This window comes from Streptomyces sp. R35 (genome assembly GCF_041053035.1).
GTDB lineage: Bacteria > Actinomycetota > Actinomycetes > Streptomycetales > Streptomycetaceae > Streptomyces > Streptomyces lutosisoli.
Genome location: NZ_CP163440.1, coordinates 5,179,866 through 5,199,318, shown reverse-complemented (window position 1 = coordinate 5,199,318; position 19,453 = coordinate 5,179,866). Strand labels below are relative to the sequence as shown.

Annotated in this window: 21 protein-coding genes and 1 pseudogene; 12 read left to right on the top strand and 10 right to left on the bottom strand. The window is 69.5% G+C overall.

Going from position 1 to position 19,453, the window contains the following annotated elements:
• Positions 1-100 precede the first annotated feature (100 nt).
• The gene (locus tag AB5J50_RS23790; RefSeq protein ID WP_327429796.1) at positions 101-1,009 is read left to right on the top strand and encodes a GntR family transcriptional regulator; all 909 of its coding nucleotides are present in this window, start codon (positions 101-103) and stop codon (positions 1,007-1,009) included.
• A gap of 36 nt (positions 1,010-1,045) precedes the next feature.
• Here AB5J50_RS23790 and AB5J50_RS23785 read toward each other — a convergent pair whose 3' ends face one another.
• Positions 1,046-1,234, bottom strand: coding sequence for a hypothetical protein (locus AB5J50_RS23785; protein ID WP_327429795.1), 189 nt, complete (start codon positions 1,232-1,234; stop codon positions 1,046-1,048).
• A 148-nt stretch (positions 1,235-1,382) separates the two neighbouring features.
• Here AB5J50_RS23785 and AB5J50_RS23780 point away from each other — a divergent pair, with 148 nt between their 5' ends.
• Together AB5J50_RS23780 and AB5J50_RS23775 are read left to right on the top strand one after the other, a co-directional pair.
• Positions 1,383-2,261, top strand: a complete 879-nt coding sequence (locus AB5J50_RS23780) for a GntR family transcriptional regulator (protein WP_327429794.1) — start codon at positions 1,383-1,385, stop codon at positions 2,259-2,261.
• Positions 2,261-2,998, top strand: coding sequence for an HAD-IA family hydrolase (locus tag AB5J50_RS23775; RefSeq protein ID WP_327429793.1), 738 nt, complete (start codon positions 2,261-2,263; stop codon positions 2,996-2,998). The genes AB5J50_RS23780 and AB5J50_RS23775 overlap by 1 nt, the downstream gene beginning before the upstream one ends.
• Here AB5J50_RS23775 and AB5J50_RS23770 read toward each other — a convergent pair.
• Positions 2,989-3,177 carry a hypothetical protein gene (locus tag AB5J50_RS23770; protein WP_327429792.1) on the bottom strand — a complete coding sequence of 63 codons (189 nt, stop codon included), beginning with the start codon at positions 3,175-3,177 and terminating at the stop codon, positions 2,989-2,991. The two genes, AB5J50_RS23775 and AB5J50_RS23770, sit on opposite strands and share 10 nt — an antisense overlap.
• A 193-nt stretch (positions 3,178-3,370) precedes the next feature.
• Between AB5J50_RS23770 and AB5J50_RS23765 the strand changes: the two genes are divergently transcribed.
• Positions 3,371-4,243, top strand: a complete 873-nt coding sequence (locus tag AB5J50_RS23765) for a winged helix-turn-helix domain-containing protein (RefSeq protein ID WP_327429791.1) — start codon at positions 3,371-3,373, stop codon at positions 4,241-4,243.
• On the opposite strand, the gene AB5J50_RS23760 is transcribed toward AB5J50_RS23765, so the two are convergent.
• Entirely contained in the window at positions 4,207-5,076 is an 870-nt protein-coding gene (locus tag AB5J50_RS23760; protein WP_369260398.1) for an HAD family hydrolase, read from the bottom strand. The genes AB5J50_RS23765 and AB5J50_RS23760 overlap by 37 nt on opposite strands.
• 230 nt (positions 5,077-5,306) lie before the next feature.
• Here AB5J50_RS23760 and AB5J50_RS23755 point away from each other — a divergent pair, with 230 nt between their 5' ends.
• From AB5J50_RS23755 to AB5J50_RS23745, 3 genes are all read left to right on the top strand, one after another.
• A complete protein-coding gene (locus AB5J50_RS23755; protein WP_369260397.1) occupies positions 5,307-6,407 on the top strand; it encodes a phosphotransferase in 1,101 nt (366 codons plus the stop codon).
• 75 nt (positions 6,408-6,482) lie between these two features.
• Positions 6,483-6,821 carry a hypothetical protein gene (locus AB5J50_RS23750; protein ID WP_369260396.1) on the top strand — a complete coding sequence of 113 codons (339 nt, stop codon included), beginning with the start codon at positions 6,483-6,485 and terminating at the stop codon, positions 6,819-6,821.
• Positions 6,818-6,949 carry a hypothetical protein gene (locus tag AB5J50_RS23745; protein ID WP_369260395.1) on the top strand — a complete coding sequence of 44 codons (132 nt, stop codon included), beginning with the start codon at positions 6,818-6,820 and terminating at the stop codon, positions 6,947-6,949. The genes AB5J50_RS23750 and AB5J50_RS23745 overlap by 4 nt, the downstream gene beginning before the upstream one ends.
• 35 nt (positions 6,950-6,984) lie before the next feature.
• Here the strand turns inward: AB5J50_RS23745 and AB5J50_RS23740 are convergent, their stop codons facing one another.
• Positions 6,985-7,956 (bottom strand): zinc-binding dehydrogenase, encoded by a 972-nt coding sequence (locus AB5J50_RS23740; protein WP_369260394.1) that lies wholly within the window; start codon positions 7,954-7,956, stop codon positions 6,985-6,987.
• 98 nt (positions 7,957-8,054) lie between these two features.
• On the opposite strand from AB5J50_RS23740, the gene AB5J50_RS23735 reads away from it, so the two are divergent.
• Together AB5J50_RS23735 and AB5J50_RS23730 are read left to right on the top strand one after the other, a co-directional pair.
• Positions 8,055-8,669, top strand: coding sequence for a TetR family transcriptional regulator (locus AB5J50_RS23735; RefSeq protein ID WP_369260393.1), 615 nt, complete (start codon positions 8,055-8,057; stop codon positions 8,667-8,669).
• Between the two features lie 87 nt (positions 8,670-8,756).
• Positions 8,757-9,694 (top strand): annotated as a pseudogene (locus AB5J50_RS23730) (AAA family ATPase); the annotation flags it as partial.
• Between the two features lie 106 nt (positions 9,695-9,800).
• Here the strand turns inward: AB5J50_RS23730 and AB5J50_RS23725 are convergent.
• From AB5J50_RS23725 to AB5J50_RS23715, 3 genes are all read right to left on the bottom strand, one after another.
• Complete coding sequence (locus AB5J50_RS23725; RefSeq protein WP_369260392.1) at positions 9,801-10,499, bottom strand: SDR family NAD(P)-dependent oxidoreductase; 699 nt, start codon at positions 10,497-10,499, stop codon at positions 9,801-9,803.
• The gene (locus AB5J50_RS23720; RefSeq protein WP_369260391.1) at positions 10,466-11,356 is read right to left on the bottom strand and encodes a nitroreductase/quinone reductase family protein; all 891 of its coding nucleotides are present in this window, start codon (positions 11,354-11,356) and stop codon (positions 10,466-10,468) included. The genes AB5J50_RS23725 and AB5J50_RS23720 overlap by 34 nt, the downstream gene beginning before the upstream one ends.
• A 339-nt stretch (positions 11,357-11,695) precedes the next feature.
• Complete coding sequence (locus AB5J50_RS23715; RefSeq protein ID WP_369260390.1) at positions 11,696-12,583, bottom strand: sigma-70 family RNA polymerase sigma factor; 888 nt, start codon at positions 12,581-12,583, stop codon at positions 11,696-11,698.
• 106 nt (positions 12,584-12,689) lie between these two features.
• Here AB5J50_RS23715 and AB5J50_RS23710 point away from each other — a divergent pair, with 106 nt between their 5' ends.
• From AB5J50_RS23710 to AB5J50_RS23700, 3 genes are all read left to right on the top strand, one after another.
• The gene (locus tag AB5J50_RS23710; protein WP_369260389.1) at positions 12,690-13,460 is read left to right on the top strand and encodes an SDR family oxidoreductase; all 771 of its coding nucleotides are present in this window, start codon (positions 12,690-12,692) and stop codon (positions 13,458-13,460) included.
• Between the two features lie 77 nt (positions 13,461-13,537).
• Positions 13,538-14,086: a GNAT family N-acetyltransferase gene (locus tag AB5J50_RS23705; RefSeq protein WP_369260388.1), complete on the top strand. Its 549-nt coding sequence runs from the start codon at positions 13,538-13,540 to the stop codon at positions 14,084-14,086.
• A 32-nt stretch (positions 14,087-14,118) separates the two neighbouring features.
• Positions 14,119-14,679 carry an HAD domain-containing protein gene (locus AB5J50_RS23700; RefSeq protein WP_369260387.1) on the top strand — a complete coding sequence of 187 codons (561 nt, stop codon included), beginning with the start codon at positions 14,119-14,121 and terminating at the stop codon, positions 14,677-14,679.
• 61 nt (positions 14,680-14,740) lie between these two features.
• Here AB5J50_RS23700 and AB5J50_RS23695 read toward each other — a convergent pair whose 3' ends face one another.
• The 3 genes from AB5J50_RS23695 to AB5J50_RS23685 form a co-directional block, all read right to left on the bottom strand.
• Positions 14,741-17,137, bottom strand: coding sequence for an ATP-binding cassette domain-containing protein (locus tag AB5J50_RS23695; protein ID WP_369260386.1), 2,397 nt, complete (start codon positions 17,135-17,137; stop codon positions 14,741-14,743).
• Between the two features lie 273 nt (positions 17,138-17,410).
• Complete coding sequence (locus tag AB5J50_RS23690; RefSeq protein WP_369260385.1) at positions 17,411-18,349, bottom strand: RNA polymerase sigma-70 factor; 939 nt, start codon at positions 18,347-18,349, stop codon at positions 17,411-17,413.
• Positions 18,346-19,284, bottom strand: coding sequence for an NAD-dependent epimerase/dehydratase family protein (locus AB5J50_RS23685; protein ID WP_369260384.1), 939 nt, complete (start codon positions 19,282-19,284; stop codon positions 18,346-18,348). The genes AB5J50_RS23690 and AB5J50_RS23685 overlap by 4 nt, the downstream gene beginning before the upstream one ends.
• Positions 19,285-19,453 lie beyond the last annotated feature (169 nt).

The following is a 19,453-nucleotide window of genomic DNA, read 5'->3' as shown; positions in this document are numbered from 1 at the left end:
CTCAAGTTGGTGACCAACTTACTCTTACTTATCTCCGCGTTGGGTCGACTCATAACCACCTATCAGGCAACTGCCCAAAGATGGCGGGAAGTTGTAGTGTTTGGTCGTGGACCCGGAACACGTCGCCGTCAATGGGCGGAACAGGTCACCACGGCCCCAGAGGTCACACCGCGAAGTGGCTGACGAACTGCGCAGCCGGATCAAGTCCGGTGAGCTGCGGCCGGGACAGCGCATGCCCACGCAGGTCAAGCTGGCGGACGAGTTCGGCGTCGAGCGCGGCACCGTACGACAGGCGTTGCGCATCCTGCAGTCGGAGCATCTGCTCGTCAATGTGTCCAGGGGGAGCCCAGCGACCGTCGCCGACAACCTGGCCAGGGCTCTGACCGGCCCCGAAGCCCCGCCGCAGCCCACCACGGTGGCGCTCGGCGCGAGGATCGCGGCCGCCTTCGCGGCCCCCCATGTGGAGATCGACGCGCTGTGTCTGACGTCGATCTCGCTGACCCTCGCCATGGGCGAACCGCTGCGTCAGATTCACGCGGGGCGAATAAAACCGGCCAGGGTGGACGTCCGCCTGCTGTTGCCGAGCGGCGACATCGACCTTGCCTTCCCGGCCCCCGTCGACGCTTCCGCCGACGGCCGGCTCCAGCGCAACTGGCTGGCCAACCGCAATGCCCAGGGCCAGGTGCTGCGCCACAACCTGCTCGCCCTGCGCTCCACGCACGGCATCGACGTGAACGTCACCTTCCGCGCGCTCCCCTTCACCCCGCCCGTGAAGCTGTATCTGCTCAACGGCGCCGAGGCTCTCTTCGCGTACTACACCCTCACCAAGCGCGAGGAGGAGATCGACGATGTGCATCTGGAGATGTACGACGTCCAGGGCACCCAGTCCATGCTCTTCCCCTTCACCCAGGGCGCCGGGCTGCGGGACACGACGTTCGTGGAGCAGTCCCACCTGTGGTTCAACGCACTGTGGGAGACCATCAGCTCGGAGCTGCTGCTCACGAGCTGAGGCCTCCCGGACCTGCCGATCGAAGATTCTCGCAGCTCACAGGGCTGGTCCGGCGATCATCAGGGCGAGTACGACCGCCCCGATGGAGCTGCAGGTGGGGCTCTTGGCCTTGATGCCGATGCTGAGCAGCAGCAGTCCGACGATGCCTGTCGGGCCGTAGTGCCACTGGACGAGCTGCTCGAAACCGACGACGAAGACGGCGGAGAGGAGGGCGATGGCGGGCATGGTGGTTCCTCCTGTTTCAGAGAGGGAGGCAAAACTTCCGCCAACTTGGCCAAGTTGGCAACCAACTATGCTTAAGTTGTCCCCACTTGGCTACTAGTCATAAACAACTCTCAAACAACTCCCCATAGATGGATGAGAGTTGTAGCGTTTGGTCGTGACTCAGGAGAACGTGGCAGTGAACGGCAGCAGAAGGCTTTCGCCCCAGGAGATCGCCGACGTCCTGCGGGAGCGGATCCGCGTGGGAGACCTCAAGGCGGGCGACCGGCTGCCCACCCAGGCCGAGTTGGCGGAGGAATTCGGCGTCGAGCGCGGCGCCGTCCGTCAAGCCCTCCGCGTCCTCCAGGGCGACGGTCTCCTGAGCAACGTCAGCAAGGGCAGCCCGCCCCGGATCGCCGACATTCCCCGGATGCGGGACGAGCCCCAGCCGACGATGGTGGGGCTGGCGCCACGCCTCACCGAGGCGTTCTCCGTGCCGCACGTCCGCGTGGACGCCGCCTGCCTCACCGCGGAGACACTGATGCTGGCCCTGGGCGAGCCGGTCCGTCTGATCCACGAGGGCAGGATCCGGCCCCAGTCGATCGATGTCCGCATCCTGCTGCCCTCCCGGGACATCACCCTCGCGTTCCCGGTCCCGGTGGAGGGCCGCGGCGAGGACGACCCCGTCCACCGGCGCTGGCTGGACCAGCGCAACGCCCAGGGCCACGTCCTGCGCCACAACCTCCACTCCCTGCGCTCCTCGCACGGCATCGATGTCCGAGTGACCTTCCGGGCCCTGCCGTTCACCCCGCCGGTGAAGCTGTACCTGCTCAACGGCTCGGAGGCGCTCATCGCGTACTACATGATCACCAGGCGCGAGGAGACCGTGGAGAACGGAACCCTGGACATGTACGACACCCTCGGCTCCGCGTCCCTCCTCTTCTCCTTCGAGAAGCGGGCCGGCCAGCGGGACGCCGCCTTCGTGGAGGAATCCCAGAAGTGGTTCGACGCCCTCTGGGAAACCATCACCACGGACCTGACACTCTCCTAGTGACTTCTGATACGGCGCAGACTGATTCGGTGGCAGCAGAGACAGAGAACCTACGGGAAGTGATCAACCGCGCCCGCTTCGTGCTCTTCGACTTCGACGGGCCGATCTGCCGGTTGTTCGCGGGGCACTCGGCGGAGGACGTGGCCAGGGATCTGGTGGACTGGCTCGCGCGGCAGGGGCTGCGGGGACTGCTCACCGAAGAGGAACGCGTCCATCCCGACCCGATGGCCGTCCTCTACGCGGTCGACCGGCGGCATCCGCACAGCGACCTCGTGACCGAACTGGAGGAGCGGCTCACCCAGCAGGAACTCAAGGCGGTGGCCTCCGCCTGGCCCACCGCGTACGCGGATCCGCTGATACGGACCTGGAGTGCCGTCGGCGCCCGGCTGGCGGTAGCGACCAACAACTCCCCGCGCACCGCCGCTCGTTACCTCGCGAGCCGAGGCCTCGCCGAATGCTTCGCCCCCAACATCTACGGCCGCACCCGGGACCTGCACCGCCTCAAGCCCGATCCGCACTGCCTGGTCAGGGCCCTGAACGCCCTGGGCGCCGCCCCGTCGGCGGCTCTCATGATCGGGGATGCCCCCTCGGACTTCCGCGCCGCCCAGCAGGCCGGGGTTCCGTTCCTCGGCTACGCGCGTAACGAGGACAAGGAGAAGCTGCTGCGGGACGCGGGAGCCGAGGATGTGGTGGGGTCGCTGGAGCCGGTTCTGCGGGTGCTCCGGGGTCAGGTCTGAAGCTGCAGGCTGAGCAGGACGAAGAGGAACGCCGCCCATCCGGCCAGTCGCGGATGCCCCGCCCGTACGCCCACCAGCGCCAGGGTCAGCAGGACCAGACCCGCGAACCCCAGCTCCGTCTGCACCAGTTGAGCCATCCCGAACTCGACGGCCGCACCCACCACCTGAAAGATGACCATGTCCCCCACCCCGTCCACTTCACTGACACTTCACTGGACACTTCACTGATTCGATCAACCAACCGTCCAATTGGACTGGTTGACTTGAAATTGGTTTGCCCGACTGGGCTGATCCCTTAACTGGCAGTCAAGGTGGACTTCCGATTTGACTGAAACTGGTTTGCTTGTCGGTCGGAAGCGGTACGGTCGGCATGTGGGCGATGAGCGGACCGGTGACGGAGGTGGCAAGGAGTTCCGGCGTGTCCTGGACGAGCTGCGCAACCGCATGGTCAACGGGCGCTACGCGCTGGGGAGTTCGCTGCCCGCCCAGCGGCTCCTGGCCGAGGAGTTCGACGTGTCCCGGGACACCGTTCAGCGAGTGCTGAAGACCCTGGCGAGCGAGGGCTGGGTGGAGTCCCGGCAGGGCAGCGGATCCCGCGTGGTCAAGACCCAGCGGATACAGCCGGCGGTCCTGCAGAGCGCGAAGCCCCGACCCATGGCTCTCGGCCCGATCATCAGCAAGGCCTTCGGGCGGGCCGAGGTCAGCCTGGACGTCTTCACGCTGACCGGTGAATCCCTCGACCTCCATGTGCGGTTGCAGGCGGAGCGCATACGTACGGACCCGGAGAGCGCACCGCAGCGTGTCGCCGTACGCATTCTGGTGCCGTCCGAGGAAGTCGAGCTGCCCTTCCCCCGCTCCAAGGACGCCCCGTCCGACCGGCGCCCGGTGGAGCGGGTGTGGGACATCGCGCGCCGGTCGGCGTCCTCGCTGCGGTACGTCCTCGACTCACTGAGGGTCGAGAAACTGGTGCCGGAGGTCAGCCTGGAGATCCGGCACACACCGGTGGTGCCGAACTTCAAGTTCTATCTGCTCAACGGCTCGGAGGCGCTGTTCGGGCTCTACCAGGTGGTCGAGCGCCCGATCGTCCTGGACGACGGCGAGGAGCTCACCGCCGTCGACGTCGAAGGGATCGGCGCCGCTCTCATGCACTACGAGCGGGATGCCGCCCCGGACTCCCCGGGTTCCTTCTTCGTGGACAGCATGCAGACCTACTTCGACTCGGTGTGGACCCTTCTTTCGGAGTAGTCGTCTCTTTCGGAGTAGTCGTTCAGGAGCTCCCGGGCCGCGGCGATGACCGGGGCGTGTGACGAGACGACCCCGTCCGCCCTGTTGCGCTTCATCTGCTGCCGGCGCTTCCTGTCCTGGGTGTATCCGAGGAAGCGAACCCCCGCGGACTTGGCCGCCCGCAGGTCGGTGAGCTGATCGCCCACCAGCAGGGCCCGGGAGGGATCCAGCCCGTCCAGGTCTTTCAGCGCGCGGAGCACCACGTCGGGATCGGGCTTCATCCGACGTGGTTCGCCCGGATCGCGGCCGTGGACGGCGAAGAACTTCCCCTCCAGGCCCGCATGCTTGAGGTAATGCCAGACGGGTTCTTCAGCGTTGTTGCTCACGATGACCAGGCGCTTGCCGAGGTCGAGCAGTGCGTCCAGCAAGTTCTCGACATCCGGGGCCTGAACGGCGGAATTTACAGCGGCGTATTCATGCCCGGTAACGATGGTGTTCGCCAGGCCCAGAGGCACCCGGCTGCGAACCGCAGGCGCCTCCCCGTCCAGCATGTCCCGGAGACGTTGGAGGATCCCGTGCGAGTCGTCGCAGTCCTCGACCTTCCGGTCGAGAGCGCCCCATTCGAGCCGCGCCATGACCTTGATCTCCTCGGCGATGTGCGCGGTCGGCACGTCGCCGAACAGGTCACAGACAGGGCCGTCGAAATCGAGGAGCACCGCGTCCGCGTCGCGCACGAGCCGCCTCAGGTCCTGTCCGCCGCGTCTGCCCCACAGGGGCCTCTTCGCTTTCACCCCGACAGTGTGGACCACAGAGACCGGCGCGCCGCGATTGCGCGACACGCCGTCACCGGCCAATTGGCGCAGGCGTGTCGCGTCGAATCCGTGCCTGCGTGTCGCGTCGAATCCGCGCGGGTGTGTCGTGCCGGCTCCGTCGAGTTTCCGCTTTCGCACGAGCAGGCGTTCATACGCTCACGCAGGGGACGGAGGTGATCAGAAGAATCGCTTCTGGCACGATGCTCACCGGCTGGGGAGTACCGTTCTCCCCTCCTTCACCATTGGTGCGGTCTCACGCGAGAGAACGGGCAATGTCCGAATCGGCTTCCTTGGCTCGGCAGCGAGCCGTTGAGGTGAGTGGCAACGCGAGCGTGGTCGAAGGACCACTCCAGGGCTACCACCACGAGACCTATGTGTTTCCGCTGCCCGGTGGGGACGAAACGGTTGAGCAGGTCCGCTGGAAGTGCCGTGAACCGCGCGCCAACCTGCTGTGGTTCGACCGGCGTTGCTTCGCCTCGGAGGAGGAGCTGCTCCGCGCTCTTGAGGGACACATCACGGGCATCCCCGAGCTCATCCAGGCGGGGCCCGTCGGTCTTCAGCGGTTCATCGAGGGAGAGACGCTGGGAGCGCGGTACGGCTCCGGTCGTGCGATCGCCCCTTCTCTCTTCCACCAAATCGTCGAACTCTTCCGGCAGTTGGTCGCCGTAAGACCTGAAGTTCTCGCCGTGGAACGGACCTGCGAACCCCAGGACCGCGCGACCGAAGGCGACAGCTCCGGCTTCCTGGAGCGGCTCATCTGCTTCACCGAAGAGCGCGTGTACCTGAAGAATCTCGGTGCCTTCGAGGCCCTGTTCGGATCCCTCGGGGTGGACGGTGATGCCTTCAAACGGCTCAGAAAACATGTGTCGGGACTGACCGAACGCCCGTTCTGTCTCCTGCACGCGGATCTGCATCGCGAGAACTTCGTCGTCGACCGGGAGGACCGGCTCTGGACGATCGACTGGGAGTTGGCGATGCTCGGTGATCCGCTCTACGACCTGGCCACCCACCTCTACCTGACGCGTTACCCGAGGCCCCAGGAACGCAGGATGGCGCAGCACTGGCGGGACGCCGTCGAGGGTGTCGTCCCCGGAAGCTCGGCCGGATGGGAAGAGGATCTGCCCAGACTCCTCGACTACAAGCGGGCCCAGTCGCTGTTCACGGATGTCATCCGGATGTCCCTGTCGTTGGGCGCGGGCCCGGTGGGCGACGAACGTCTCCTCACTCGTGCGGGCGGCAAAATACAGCGCGTGCTGGCTGCCGCGGCGGAGCCGTTGGGGCTCGAAAGAGTGCCGGGCATGCGACAGATCACGGGTTCACTCCTTCGCTGGTATCAGGATCACAAGCAGTTCGGTACGGAGCGCGCGCTGTAACGTGCGCCGTGCAACGGCGATCTGCGATACCCAAGTTGTCCCCGGATGTTGGACTCGCTCACAAAGGAGCGGCCAGTGGGTGCACCCCCTGTCGTCCCGCGTGTCTTGTTCCAGGACTTCACCGGCGACGACACGTACGACGCGTTCGTCCGCGCGGCGCTGTTGGACGGGACGGCGAGCGGGGGCCATCACAACGCCAGCTACGTTGCTCCGCTGACGCAGCGCATGGCCCGGCTCCTCGGCCAGGAGGCGGGCACGCACGTGACCGTCCGGGTCCGGCGGACCGAGGGACTGCCGGTGGTGATCAGGACCTGGCCGATCCATCCGCAGGCGCTGCACCGCAGACTCGTATGGGGGCGGGTACGTCTTCGACCCGGCTGCTCGCTCGCGCCGACCTCGAAGCCCCCAACGTGAACGGGGCCGTGGACTCGTACGGGACGCCCCTGGAGGCCGTCATAGCGGCGCTGGGGCTGCCGCCACGGCCGACGGCGAACCCCTATCTGGCGCGTGCGCTGGTGCACGGTGTCCACAGTGGCGGCTGAGTGCGCACCGGCGCGGCGTGGGGCGGGGGCCGCGCTCACACTTCCAGGACCACCTTCCCCACCAGCCCCCGCCCCTCAATAGCCGCATGCGCATCCCCCGCCCGCTCCACCGCAAACACCTCACCGATCACGGGCCGCAGCCGCCCCGCCGCGGCCTCCGTGAGCGCGGCGGAGGTGAAGCGGTGCAGGTCGGCGGGGCTGAACTGGACGTCCGGGATGCCGAAGAGCTTGATTCCGCGGCGGGTGGCTTCGGCGGTGTCGATGGGGGAGAAGCCGCCGGACGGTGCCCCGTGGGCCGAGAAGCGACCGCCGTCCGCAGTCAAGGAGAAGGCGGTGGCGCCGAGGTGGCCGCCGACCCCGTCCAGGACCAGGTCCGCGGCCTCCGGTGAGCCGCCAAGTGCCGTACGGGCGGCCGTCGTCCAGTCGGGGTCCGTGGCGTCGACCACCGCGTCCGCGCCCAACTCCCGTACCAGAGCGGTCTTCGCCTCTCCGCGGGCCACCCCGACGACCCGTGCGCCACGCGCGTGCGCCAGCTGGATCAGCAGGGTGCCCATGCCTCCGGAGGCACCGAGGACGAGGACGCGGTCGGTGGGCCCGACGGCGGTCACTTCGAGGAGGCCGACGGCGGTGACGCCGTCGTGGACCAGGGTCGCGGCCTGGAGGAGGTCCAGGGAGTCGGGCACGACGGTCAGAGCCGGGACCGGGGCGACGGCCCGCTCCGCGTAGCTGCCCGTCACGAAGGAGGTGACCCGGCGGCCCAGCCACTCGGCGGGCACGTCCGGGCCGAGGGCGCTGACCACGCCCGACACGCCGCCTCCGGGAACGTACGGAGGCGTCACCGGGAAGAAGTCGCGGCCCCAGCCCGACCTCACCTGCGTCTCCACGAAGATCGTGTCCGCGTACGCCACGTCGATCAGGACCTCGCCGGGCGCCGGGACCGGGTCCGGGACTTCCACCGGGACGAGGACCTCGGGACCGCCGAACGCCTTCACCTGTACTGCTCGCATCGGTCACTCCTGGGAAGCGGGATGAGTCCTGCGCAGTCTTCGACCTCAAGCCGGGTTGAGGTCAAGCGTCTGCCCGGCCGGTGCGTAGGCTCGTGGCCATGGGTGAGATCGGACTGCGCGAGCGCAAGAAGCAGCGGATGTACCAGGCCGTCTCCGACATCGCGATCGGGCTGTTCCTGGAGAAGGGCTTCGACGCCGTGTCCGTCGCCGAGATCGCCGCCGCAGCCGAGATCTCCAAGCCGACCCTCTTCCGGTACTTCCCGGCCAAGGAGGACCTCGTCCTGTACCGGATCGGCGACCATGAGGACGAAGCCGCGCGGGTGGTCGCCGACCGCGCGGAGGGGGAGTCCGTGATCGGCGCCCTGCGTGCGCACTTCCTGGACGGGCTGCGGCGCCGTGATCCCGTCACCGGGCTCAATGACCATCCGGCCGTCCGCGCCTTCTACCGTCTGCTCTACGGGACGCCGTCGCTGGTGGCGCGGCTGTACGCCCACCTGGAGCGATCCGAGGCCGCCCTCGCCGAGGCCCTGGGCGGCGGCCTCGACGCGCGGCTCGCCGCCGGGCAGATCATCGCCGTACGCCGCATCCTCGCCGAGGAGAACTGGCGGAGGGTCGCAGAGGGGGAGGCGGTCGACGAGGTCTACGGGGACGCGGTCGCCGTCGCCGAACGTGCGTTCGAGCAGTTGGGGAGGGGGCTTCCCAGGCTCGCCTGATCCCTGACCCTTGACCCCTGATCGCTCACTGATGGTGACTGGGTAAAAAATTTAACTCGGTTACGTTATTCCGTTATCTTGGACGGTATGACGTCCCCCGACCCTGCCCTCGCCCAGTCCCTCACCCGCGAACGCGACTACCACGACACCTGCCGCGCCGCCCTCAGCGCCATGGTCGACGGCGCCGAGGAACAGGTCGTCACCGGCGAAGACGTCTCCGCCTCCGGTGCCGACGCCGAAGTGCTCGGGTACCGGCTGCGCAGCAAGGCGAAGGAGCTGCGCGAGCTGCCCCAAGGGCCCTTGTTCTTCGGCCGGTTGGACTTCGGGCGCGATGCCGGGACGGCCGGTGACCATGCCGGGCTGAGCTATCACATCGGGCGGCTGCGGATCACCGAGCACCCCGCCGCGCCGCCCCTCGTCGTCGACTGGCGCGCACCCGTCTCCCGCGCCTTCTACCAGGCGAGCGCCCGCGAACCGCAAGGCGTCGCTGTCCGCCGCCGCTTCGGCTGGGCGCCCGGCAGCCGGGGCGACTCCGCCGACCTCACGGGCCTGGAGGACGAGCACATCGGCACGGGCCACGAGTCGGCCGGCAGCATCCTCGCGGGCGAGATCGAGCGCCCCCGGGTCGGCCCCATGCGCGACATCGCGGCCACCATCCAGCCCGAACAGGACGATCTTGTACGAGGCGATCTCGCGGCCTCGGTCTGTGTGCAGGGCGCCCCCCCGGCACCGGCAAGACCGCCGTGGGCCTGCACCGGGCCGCCTACCTCCTCTACACCCACCCCCAGCGCATCCGCCGCCGCGGACTGCTCATCCTCGGCCCCAACCGCACGTTCCTCTCGTACATCTCGGAGGTCCTGCCCGCCCTCGGCGAGACAGCCCGTCGCGGAGCGACTGGTTGGAACTTCCGGCAGTCGACGATCGGGGACGAGATCGCCCGGCACCCGGTGACGGCGGAGGACGCCGAGCGTGCGGCCGTCGTCAAGCACGACCCCCGGATGGCGGAGGTGCTGCACCGGCTGTACGTGGTGCTGACGCGGGCGGTGTCCCGGCTGGACGTGGTGCACTCACGCCCGCTCCCCTGGTGAGTTACCAGTAGCTACTAGCTACTGGCCAGTTACCCGTTACCCGTCACCAGGGGATCGGCGTGCCGTCGCGGAAGAAGCCGCCGGTGGGGCCGTCGTCCGGGAGGGTGGCCGCCCATACGACGCTCGCGGCACCCTCCGCGACCGGCCGGCCGCCGGGTCCGCCCATGTCCGTGGCGACCCAGCCCGGGCAGACGGCGTTCACCAGGATCCCGTCGGCGCGCAGCTCGGCGGCGAGCATGCGGGTGAGGGCGTTGAGGGCCGTCTTGGTCGTGGAGTACGCCGGGGTGCCGCCGCCCATGCTCGCCAGGGACGCGGCCTCGCTGGAGACGTTCACGATGCGCGGGTGTGCGCCGGCACGGAGAAGGGGGAGCAGCGCCTGGGTCAGCCGCCAGGGACCGTACAGATTCGTCTCCGCCGCCTCGCGTACGACGTCCAGGTCGGCGGTGGCGGCGCGTTGCCAGGTGTCGTACGTGATCGCCGCGTTGTTGATCAGGACGTCGAGGGCGGTGAGGTCCCGGGCGGCCGCGTCGATGTCCGCCGGGGAGGTGACGTCAAGGCGGAGGGGGCGGGCGTTCGGCCCGACGTCCTCGGCCGCCGCCCTGGCCGCCTCGGCGGAACGCGCGGTGACGTACACGGTGTGCCCCGCGGCGGCCAGCTGCCGGGCGACTTCGTGGCCGATACCGCGGTTGGCGCCGGTGACGAGGGCGATCATTCGACGGCCCCGGCTGCCGGGTCCGTCCATGCCGCCGGTGCTGCCGCTGTCGCTGGGGTCAGGAGTGGGATCAACTGCTCTTCCTCGTACGTCAGATGGGCTTCGAGGTCGGCGGTCAGGCGTTCCACCTCGGAGAGTACGTGACCGGGGTCCGCGTCCTCGGTAGCGACAACCCGGCGGAGTTCTTCGAGGAGGGCGGCGATCCGTTCGTGTTCCTGGCGCAGACGGACCAGGGCCGGGGTGAGTTCGGGATGGCGGCCGGCGAGGAGCGGGAAGATGCCGAGCTCCTCGCCGGTGTGGTGGTTGTGGAGGCCCTGACAGAGGGTGAGGCAGTTGACGCGGAGCTGGGCGCCGAGGGCCGGGCCCTGCTCCGTGACCTCCTTGCGCACCAGGGCGAGTTCGCGCCGGAAGGCGTCGTGGACGACCTTCAGGGCGTCGGCCATGGAGCCCGCGTTGACGTTCGGCGGGCCGTCCTTCGGGATCGCGTGCAGGGCGACGACGGGGATGACACGGGCCGTCTTCGCCTGGTACTCCGCCCACCCCGGGTCGGCCTCCACCGCGCGGGCGAAGACGGCGTCGCGCTCGGCGCGTTCGAGTACGACGGCCTCCGCCTCGTAGGTGAAGACACCGTCCTCGACGGTCAACCGGGGGTTCGCGACAAGGTTGTGGAACCAGTCGGGGTGCTGAGGCGCACCCCCGGCCGACGCGATGACGAGCACGCGCTCGCCGCCGTCGGGATAGAAGCCGACGGGGGTCGTGTGCGGGGTTCCCGTCCGCGCGCCGGTGGTGGTCAGCAGGAGCAGCCGGGCTCCTTCGAAATAACCGCCGACGCGTCCGTTGTTGGCGCGGAATTCATCGATGACCTGCTGATTGAAGGGGTTGGGCATTCGCTGCTTTCTTTTGTTTTCGGGCAGGGGGAATTTCCGCGGGGCGCGTGCGGTGTGAATACGGCTCGATCGCAGCCCGCGGTGCGGCGCGGTGCGGAATGTGGTGCGTGAAGGCGCGCTCAGCCCCGAACAGGGGGCGCGCTCAAAGGAAGGCGTACGAAGACGTCGTACGAAGAAAGTGCAGGCGGGGCTCTACCCCGCCCCGGCCTCACTCGGAGGCCGGGCAACCAACTCGCTCACGGCACAAGGCCGACCCGGCAGTCATGGGCGTCACGCTAATGCCGGGTGCGGCCCTAATGCAATGGGCTATTCCATGCCCAAGCGATTTCGCGCATATTTTCAGGCATCCAGGGCGGCGACTTCCAGTTCGCCGAGGCGGTCCGGGTCGGCGATGACGTCGATTCCGGTGATCAGGTCGTCGTCCGTGAACGTGAAGGTCAGGACCAGGCGGAGGCGGCCGAGGGGGGCCATGGCCAGGCCGACCGTTCCGTCGAGGAGGGCGGGGCCGGTGAAGTGGGCGCGGCCGGTGGCGGCCATCGCGCCCTTGGCGACGGTGATCGCGCCGCTGACGACGACCGGTTCCGGGGTGGGGATGACGAACGTGTCCGCGTGCAGGACGACATCCGGGTGGAGGAGGGCGACCAGGGCCTCGAAGTCGCCGCCGCGGGTGGCGGCGAGGAAGGCGTCGACGACGCGGCGCCGGCGGGTCAGATCGGCCTCGGGCAGCGGGGAGGCTCCCTTGACCCGGCGCCGGGCGCGGCTCGCGAGCTGCCGCACGGCGGCGGGGGAGCGTTCGAGCATCGGGCCGATGTCGTCGAAGGGCACGGCGAACATGTCGTGCAGGACGAAGGCGAGCCGTTCCGCGGGGGAGAGCGTGTCGAGGACGACGAGCAGGGCGACACCGACGGAGTCGGCCAGCACGGCTTCCTCTTCCGGGTCGCCGCCGTCCTCCGGGGCGACGGCCGGGTCGGTGAGCCGTATGTCGAGAGGTTCCTCGCGCTGCCGCTCGCGCGTGCGCAGCAGGTTCAGGCACAACCGCGCCACGACCGTGGTCAGCCACCCGGCGATGTTCTCGACGTCGTCGGTGTCGGCACGGCCGGCGCGCAACCAGGCTTCCTGGAGCGCGTCATCGGCCTCGCTCACCGAGCCGAGCATCCGGTAGGCCACGGCCCGCAGATGCGTCCGGTGCTCCTCGAAACGCTCCGCCAGCCATGCGCTCTCGCCCACCGTGTCACATTCCTTCCGCGCGGGGTGTCAGAGGAATAGAACACCGAGAACCCGCTGAGGGGACAGGGATTTCGAACCTTCCGTCCTCACGAACCTGGGAGCAGCCATGACCTCCACCCCCGCAACCGTCCTGGTCACCGGCGGCACCGGCACGCTCGGAAGCCTCGCCGTCCCGCTGTTGCGGGAGACCGGCCGCGACGTACGGGTGCTGAGCCGGCACGCCCGTGAGGCCGCCGACGGCGTCGAGTACGTGGCCGTCGACCTGTTGAAGGGCGAGGGCATCGACGCCGCGCTGACCGGCGTCGACACCGTCCTGCACCTCGCGGGCGGCCCCAAGGGCGACGACATCGCGACCCGCAATCTGGTGCGGGCCGCGCGGACCGCGGGCGTACGGCACCTCGTGTACATCTCGGTCGTCGGCGCGGACCGCGTCCCGCTGGCCTGGCTCAGGTCGAAGCTGGACGCCGAGCGGACCATCGCGGAATCCGGGGTGCCGTGGACGACGCTGCGGGCCGCCCAGTTCCACGAGCTGACGCTGAAGATGGTGCAGACGATGGCGAAGATGCCGGTCTTCCCGGTCCCCGGCGGGCTGCGCCTCCAGCCGGTCGACGCGCGCGACGTCGCGGCCCGCATCGCCGAACTCACCCTCGGCAGCCCGGCCGGCCTGGTGCCCGACCTCACCGGACCCCGGGTGTACGGCCTGGACGACCTGGCCCGCGGCTACCTCAAGGCCCGCGGCAAGCGCCGCCCGATGCTGCCGCTCCGCATCCCCGGCAAGGCGGGACGCGCCTACCGCGCGGGCGACAACCTGACGCTGGCCGGAGCGGACACCGGCAAGCGGACCTGGGAGGACTTCTTGGCGGAGCGGGTGGGCTGAGCGGTGCCGGGTTTTCCGCAGTGCGCCCGGCGGAAAACCCCTCCGTCCCGACACGCACTGCTCCATATGATCACCGCATGATCGAAGGCAAGCTGGTACGGCTCAGGGCGCTGCGCGCCGACGACGTGGACGCCCAGGTGCGCTGGCGCAACGACCCCGAGGTCGTGCACTGGGCCACCGGCAGCGACCCGCTCTTCGGTCCGGTGACCCGGGAGGCGGTGGCGCACTTCCACGAGATCCGGCTGCGCGACGACCCGCGCGCGCAGCAGACGTTCACCGTGGAGGACCTGGCCGACGGCCGCGCGATCGGCATGGTCGACTACCGCGACCTCGACTCCTTCGCCGGCCGGGCGACGGTCGGCATCACCATCGGCGAACGCGACCGCTGGGGCGGCGGCTACGGCTCCGAGGCCCTCCGCCTCCTGCTGGACCACCTCTTCGGCGCTCTCCGACTGCACCGCGTCGAACTCGACACCTGGAGCGGCAACGAGCGTGCCATGCGCGCCTTCCGCGCGGTCGGGTTCGTGGAGGAGGGGCGGCGCCGGGAGAGCGTACGGGTGGGCGACGAGTGGTACGACGGCGTGGAGTTCGGACTCCTGCGGGAGGAGTGGACGTCCCGGGGCTGAGGGGCCGTAGAGAGCACGTCTATCCTGCGGCTATGGACGGAAACGCGCCGCGTCCACTTCTCTTCCTCGACGTCGACGGACCACTCATCCCGTTCGGGGCAGGGCCGGAGCAGTACCCGGACGGATACCCGACGTACCAGGCGCCCCCGATGCACCGGATGCGCCGGACCGGCCCCGGGCCACAGCCGGTCGCGGCGAACCCACTGCTGACCAGGATCAATCCGGCCCATGGCCCGCGACTGGCGGCGTTGCCGTGCGATCTGGTGTGGGCCACGACCTGGATGGCTGACGCGAACGAGTGCGTCGCACCGTGGCTCGGCCTGCCGGAACTGCCGTTCGTGAGCTGGCCGGACCCCTCCGACTCCTACTCCGACGAGGTCGAGTGGGGTGCGCTGCACTGGAAGACCCGCCCGCTCGTCCACTGGGCGTCCGGCCGCGACTTCCTCTGGGTCGACGACGAGATCAACGACGCCGACCGGACCTGGGTCGCCGCGCACCACCAGGGGCGAGCACTGCTGCACCGCGTGGATCACCGCCACGGCCTCACGGACGCGGACTTCGCCGCCCTCGAAGAGTGGCTGACTCATTTCTGAGGGCGGTTTCAGGCGTCCGTACCTTCGTGATCGTCGGCGCCGGTGTCCGTGAGGGCCTCCGTCAGGCGCCGACGTACGTCGCGAGGTGCTCGCCGGTGAGGGTGGGGCGGGTGGCGACGAGGTCGGCGGGGGTGCCCTCGAAGACGATCTTGCCGCCGTCGTGGCCGGCGCCGGGGCCGAGGTCGATGATCCAGTCGGCGTGGGCCATGACCGCCTGGTGGTGCTCGACGACGATGACCGACTTGCCGGAGTCGACGATCCGGTCGAGCAGGCCGAGCAGATGCTCGACGTCGGCGAGGTGGAGGCCGGCGGTCGGCTCGTCGAGGACGTAGATGCCGCCCTTCTCGGCCATGTGGGTGGCCAGCTTGAGCCGCTGCCGCTCGCCGCCGGACAGTGTGGTGAGCGGCTGGCCGAGGGTGAGGTAGCCGAGCCCGACGTCGGCGAGCCGGGTGAGGATGCGGTGCGCGGCCGGCGTGTGTGCCTCGCCGGCGCCGAAGAACTCCTCCGCCTCGGTCACCGACATCGCGAGCACCTCGCTGATGTCGCGGCCACCGAGGTGGTAGTCGAGGACCGATGCCTCGAAGCGCTTCCCCTCGCACTCCTCGCAGGTGGTGGCGACGCCCGCCATCATCGCCAGGTCGGTGTAGATGACGCCTGCGCCGTTGCAGGTGGGGCAGGCGCCCTCGGAGTTGGCGCTGAACAGCGCCGGCTTCACGCCGTTGACCTTCGCGAACGCCTTGCGGATCGGGTCGAGCAGTCCGGTGTACGTCGCCGGGTTGCTGCGCCTGGAACCGCGGATGGCGCCCTGGTCGACCGACACCACGCCCTCGCCGGCCGGGATCGAGCCGTGCACGAGGGAACTCTTGCCGGAGCCCGCGACGCCGGTCACGACGGCAAGCACCCCGAGCGGGATGTCGACGTCGACGCCCCGCAGGTTGTGCGTCGTCGCGCCCCGGATCTCCAGGGCGCCGGTGGGCTTCCGCACCGATTCCTTGACGGCGGCCCGGTCGTCGAAATGGCGGCCGGTGATGGTGCCGCCGGTCCGCAGCCCCTCGACGGTGCCCTCGAAGCAGACGGTGCCGCCCGCCGTACCCGCGCCGGGGCCGAGGTCGACGACGTGGTCGGCGATCGCGATCGTCTCCGGCTTGTGCTCCACGACGAGCACCGTGTTGCCCTTGTCCCGCAGCCGCAGCAGCAGGTCGTTCATCCGCTGGATGTCATGGGGGTGCAGGCCGATTGTGGGCTCGTCGAAGACGTAGGTGACGTCGGTGAGCGAGGAGCCGAGGTGGCGGACCATCTTGACGCGCTGCGCCTCGCCGCCCGACAGCGTGCCCGCCGGCCGGTTGAGCGACAGGTAGCCGAGGCCGATCTCCACGAACGAGTCGAGGGCCTGCCCCAGCGCGGTGAGCAGTGGCGCAACCGACGGCTCGTCGAGCCCGCGGACCCACTCGGCCAGGTCGCTGATCTGCATCGCGCAGGCGTCGGCGATGCTGATCCGCTTGATCTTCGACGACCGGGCCCCCTCGTTGAGCCGGGTGCCGTCGCACTCGGGGCAGGTCGTGAACGTGACCGCCCGGTCCACGAACTCCCGGATGTGCGGCTGCATGCCCTCCCGGTCCTTGGCGAGCATCGACTTCTGGATCCGCGGGATCAGCCCCTCGTAGGTCATGTTGATGCCCGCGATCTTCATCCGGACCGGCTCGCGGTGGAGGAAGTCGTGCAGTTCCTTCTTGGTGAACTTGCGGATCGGCTTCTGCGGGTCGAAGAAGCCCGACTCGCTGTAGAGCCGGGAGTTCCAGCCGCCCCCGGTGTAGCCGGGGACCGTGATCGCGCCCTCGGCGAGCGACTTGGAGTCGTCGTAGAGCTGGGTGAGGTCGAGATCGGTGACCGCGCCCCGGCCCTCGCAGCGCGGACACATGCCGCCGGTGATGCTGAAGCTGCGCCGCTCCTTCACCTTCTGTCCGCCGCGCTCCATGGTGACCGCGCCCGCTCCGCTGATCGAGGCGACGTTGAAGGAGAACGCCTTGGGCGAGCCGATGTGCGGCTTTCCGAGCCGGCTGAAGAGGATCCGAAGCATCGCGTTGGCGTCGGTGGCGGTGCCGACGGTCGAGCGGGGGTCGGCCCCCAGCCGCTGCTGGTCGACGATGATCGCGGTCGTCAGCCCGTCGAGGACATCGACCTCGGGCCGCGCGAGCGTCGGCATGAAGCCCTGCACGAACGCGCTGTAGGTCTCGTTGATCAGCCGCTGCGACTCCGCGGCGATCGTGTCGAACACCAGCGAGCTCTTGCCCGAGCCGGAGACACCGGTGAACACCGTCAGCCGACGCTTCGGGATTTCGATGGTGACGTCCTTGAGGTTGTTCACGCGCGCGCCGTGTACGCGGATCAGGTCGTGGCTGTCGGCAGCAGCGGCGTGCGGCGCAGGCGACTTCGCGTCCGTCCTCGTGGCCATGCTCATCGTGTCTCCCTCTCGTGGGCCTCTTGGGCGGGGCCGCCTTCGCGGTCTCCGTCGGCGTCGCCTGGATCGACCTGACCGGCTTCGAGCGGTACGTACGGTTTTGGCCGCGACCGCCTGACGGCTCGGCAGAGCTCGTTGAAGCCTGTGACGGTCAGGCTAGTTGCGGCTCCGTGCCCCGCGCTTCTCGAATCCTGATCGGTACGGGAAACCCGCCCGGTCCGGTGGGGCGGTGGGCGGTGGGCGGTGGTCCGGAGGGCCGTCAGAGGGCCGCCGTCAGCTCTTCCGGTCGACCGGTGGCGGCCGCAGTGCCTCTTTCGCCTCGCGGGTGACCGCCCAGGCGTCCGCCACCGGACCCACGTGCCCGAGCTTGTCGGGGTTGATCACCGAGCGGATCGCCTGGATCCGTCCGTCGAGGATGTCGAGCCCCAAGGTGTTGACGACCTTGCCGTCCCGGTCGCGGAAGACCGCGCCCGGCTGGCCGTTCACCTCGTGCGGCTCCACCACGCCGCCGATACGGACGAACGGCGTGGCGATCGCGGCGAGCAGCCGGGCCACGTTCTCGGCGCCGAAGATGCCGCTGCCCCACTGCGGGGCCTTGCCGCCGCTGTCCCCGACCATCGACACATCGGCGGCGAGCAGCTCCCGCAGCCCGTCGACGTCCCCTTCTCTGAACGCGTCGAAGAACCGCCCGGCGAGTTCCTCGCGCTCCCTGCGGTCGGCCTCGAACCGGGGCCGCCCCGCGTCCATGTGGCGCCGTGCCCGCACCGCGAGCTGGCGGCACGCGGCCTCCGAGCGCCCCACCGCCGACGCGACCTCGGGGAAGCCGAAGTCGAACACCTCCCGCAGGACGAAGACCGCACGCTCCAGCGGGCTGAGCCGCTCCAGCAGCAACAGGGCCGCCATCGACACCGAGTCGGCCAGCTCCGCCGACCGCGCCGGATCCTCATAGGGGTCGGTCAGCAGCGGCTCGGGGAACCATGGCCCGACGTACTCCTCCCGCCGGACGCGGGCCGAGCGCAGTACGTCGATCGAGACCCGGGTGACCACGGCCGAGAGGAAGGCCTTGGTCGACGCGGGCTGTGCCGGGGAGGCCGCGAAGCGCAGCCAGCTCTCCTGGACCGCGTCCTCGGCCTCGCTCACGCTGCCGAGGATCCGGTAGGCGATCGAGAACAGCAGCGGCCGCAGCTCCTCGAACTCCTCGGTCCGGGTCACGCCAGCTCCTCCTTGAAGCCCTGGCGCCATGAGGGGTAGTGCGGCTCCCAGCCGAGCTCCCGCCTGGCCTTGGCGTTGGAGAAGCCGCGCCCCTCGGTCATCATCACCACCGCCTGTTCCCCGGCCAGCAGCCGGGCCAGCCACTTGGGCACCCGCATCGGCCGCTTCGCCCCCGCGCACTCAGCGAGGTACGGCAGCCACTCGTTCGCCGGGGCCGGGTCGTCGTCGACGATGTTGAACACGCCCCTCGCCTTCTGCTCCACGGCCAGGACGGTAGCGCTCGCCGCGTCGTCGAGATGCACCCACGAGCTGTAGCCGGTGGAGCGCCCGACGAGCGGGAACTGTCGCTTGCGGATGAGCTCGACCTGGTCGTCGATGGCGTACGGCCCGTAGAACGCGCCGTATCGCATCACCGCGCCGCCGGCCTTGAGGACCACCTCCTCGACGTGGCGTATCGCCTCCATCCCCGCCTGCGCGGCCGTTCCCGTCATCAGGTCCAGCGGGTCCTCCTCGGTCTTGACCCAGCCGCCCTGGCGGATGCCGTTCCAGCTGGCATAACCCTGCGCGACGACATGGGAGACGCCGGTCGCCTCGGCGGCGGCCAGCAGGTGGTCCGTCCCCTCGGTGCGCAGCCGGTTGGTGGTGGCGAACCAGCGGTCCGGGTGCTTCAGATCGGGCTTGCCGGCGTGAGTGAGACTGATGGCGGTCATCTGGTGCACGATCACGTCGGGCCGGGCCGCGGCCACCGCCTCACCGACCGACACCGCGTCCAGCCCGTCCATCACGACCCCCACCGCGCCCAGCTGCTCCAGCAGGCCCAGCTTGGCCGCGCTCGTCGTCGTAGCCGTCACCTGGTGCTCCCGGGCCACTAGCTGCGGCACCAGCCGCCGCCCCAGGACCCCGGCCCCGCCTGCCACGAACACCCGCATGACCATCACCTTCACCTTTCTGATTCCGGCATTGCTCTCATCCCGGAGACGAGACAGCCCGGGCGTCTGTGACATGGGGAGCGAGGACAGGCGGGTGGCGACGGTGGCTGTCACATACGCGGGCCCGGCGGTGTCTTCATGCCGAACAGCCCAACAGGCAGATGTCCAAGGCAGA

Bases quoted from the DNA above. Each gene is read 5' to 3' on its own strand.
- AB5J50_RS23700 (WP_369260387.1), top strand. From the start codon at position 14,119: ATGGACGGAAACGCGCCGCGTCCACTTCTCTTCCTCGACGTCGACGGA.
- AB5J50_RS23705 (WP_369260388.1), top strand. From the start codon at position 13,538: ATGATCGAAGGCAAGCTGGTACGGCTCAGGGCGCTGCGCGCCGACGAC.
- AB5J50_RS23695 (WP_369260386.1), bottom strand. From the start codon at position 17,137: ATGAGCATGGCCACGAGGACGGACGCGAAGTCGCCTGCGCCGCACGCC.
- AB5J50_RS23770 (WP_327429792.1), bottom strand. From the start codon at position 3,177: ATGGTCATCTTTCAGGTGGTGGGTGCGGCCGTCGAGTTCGGGATGGCT.
- AB5J50_RS23710 (WP_369260389.1), top strand. From the start codon at position 12,690: ATGACCTCCACCCCCGCAACCGTCCTGGTCACCGGCGGCACCGGCACG.
- AB5J50_RS23685 (WP_369260384.1), bottom strand. From the start codon at position 19,284: ATGGTCATGCGGGTGTTCGTGGCAGGCGGGGCCGGGGTCCTGGGGCGG.
- AB5J50_RS23755 (WP_369260397.1), top strand. From the start codon at position 5,307: ATGTCCGAATCGGCTTCCTTGGCTCGGCAGCGAGCCGTTGAGGTGAGT.
- AB5J50_RS23785 (WP_327429795.1), bottom strand. From the start codon at position 1,234: ATGCCCGCCATCGCCCTCCTCTCCGCCGTCTTCGTCGTCGGTTTCGAG.
- AB5J50_RS23740 (WP_369260394.1), bottom strand. From the start codon at position 7,956: ATGCGAGCAGTACAGGTGAAGGCGTTCGGCGGTCCCGAGGTCCTCGTC.
- AB5J50_RS23725 (WP_369260392.1), bottom strand. From the start codon at position 10,499: ATGGACGGACCCGGCAGCCGGGGCCGTCGAATGATCGCCCTCGTCACC.
- AB5J50_RS23720 (WP_369260391.1), bottom strand. From the start codon at position 11,356: ATGCCCAACCCCTTCAATCAGCAGGTCATCGATGAATTCCGCGCCAAC.
- AB5J50_RS23735 (WP_369260393.1), top strand. From the start codon at position 8,055: ATGGGTGAGATCGGACTGCGCGAGCGCAAGAAGCAGCGGATGTACCAG.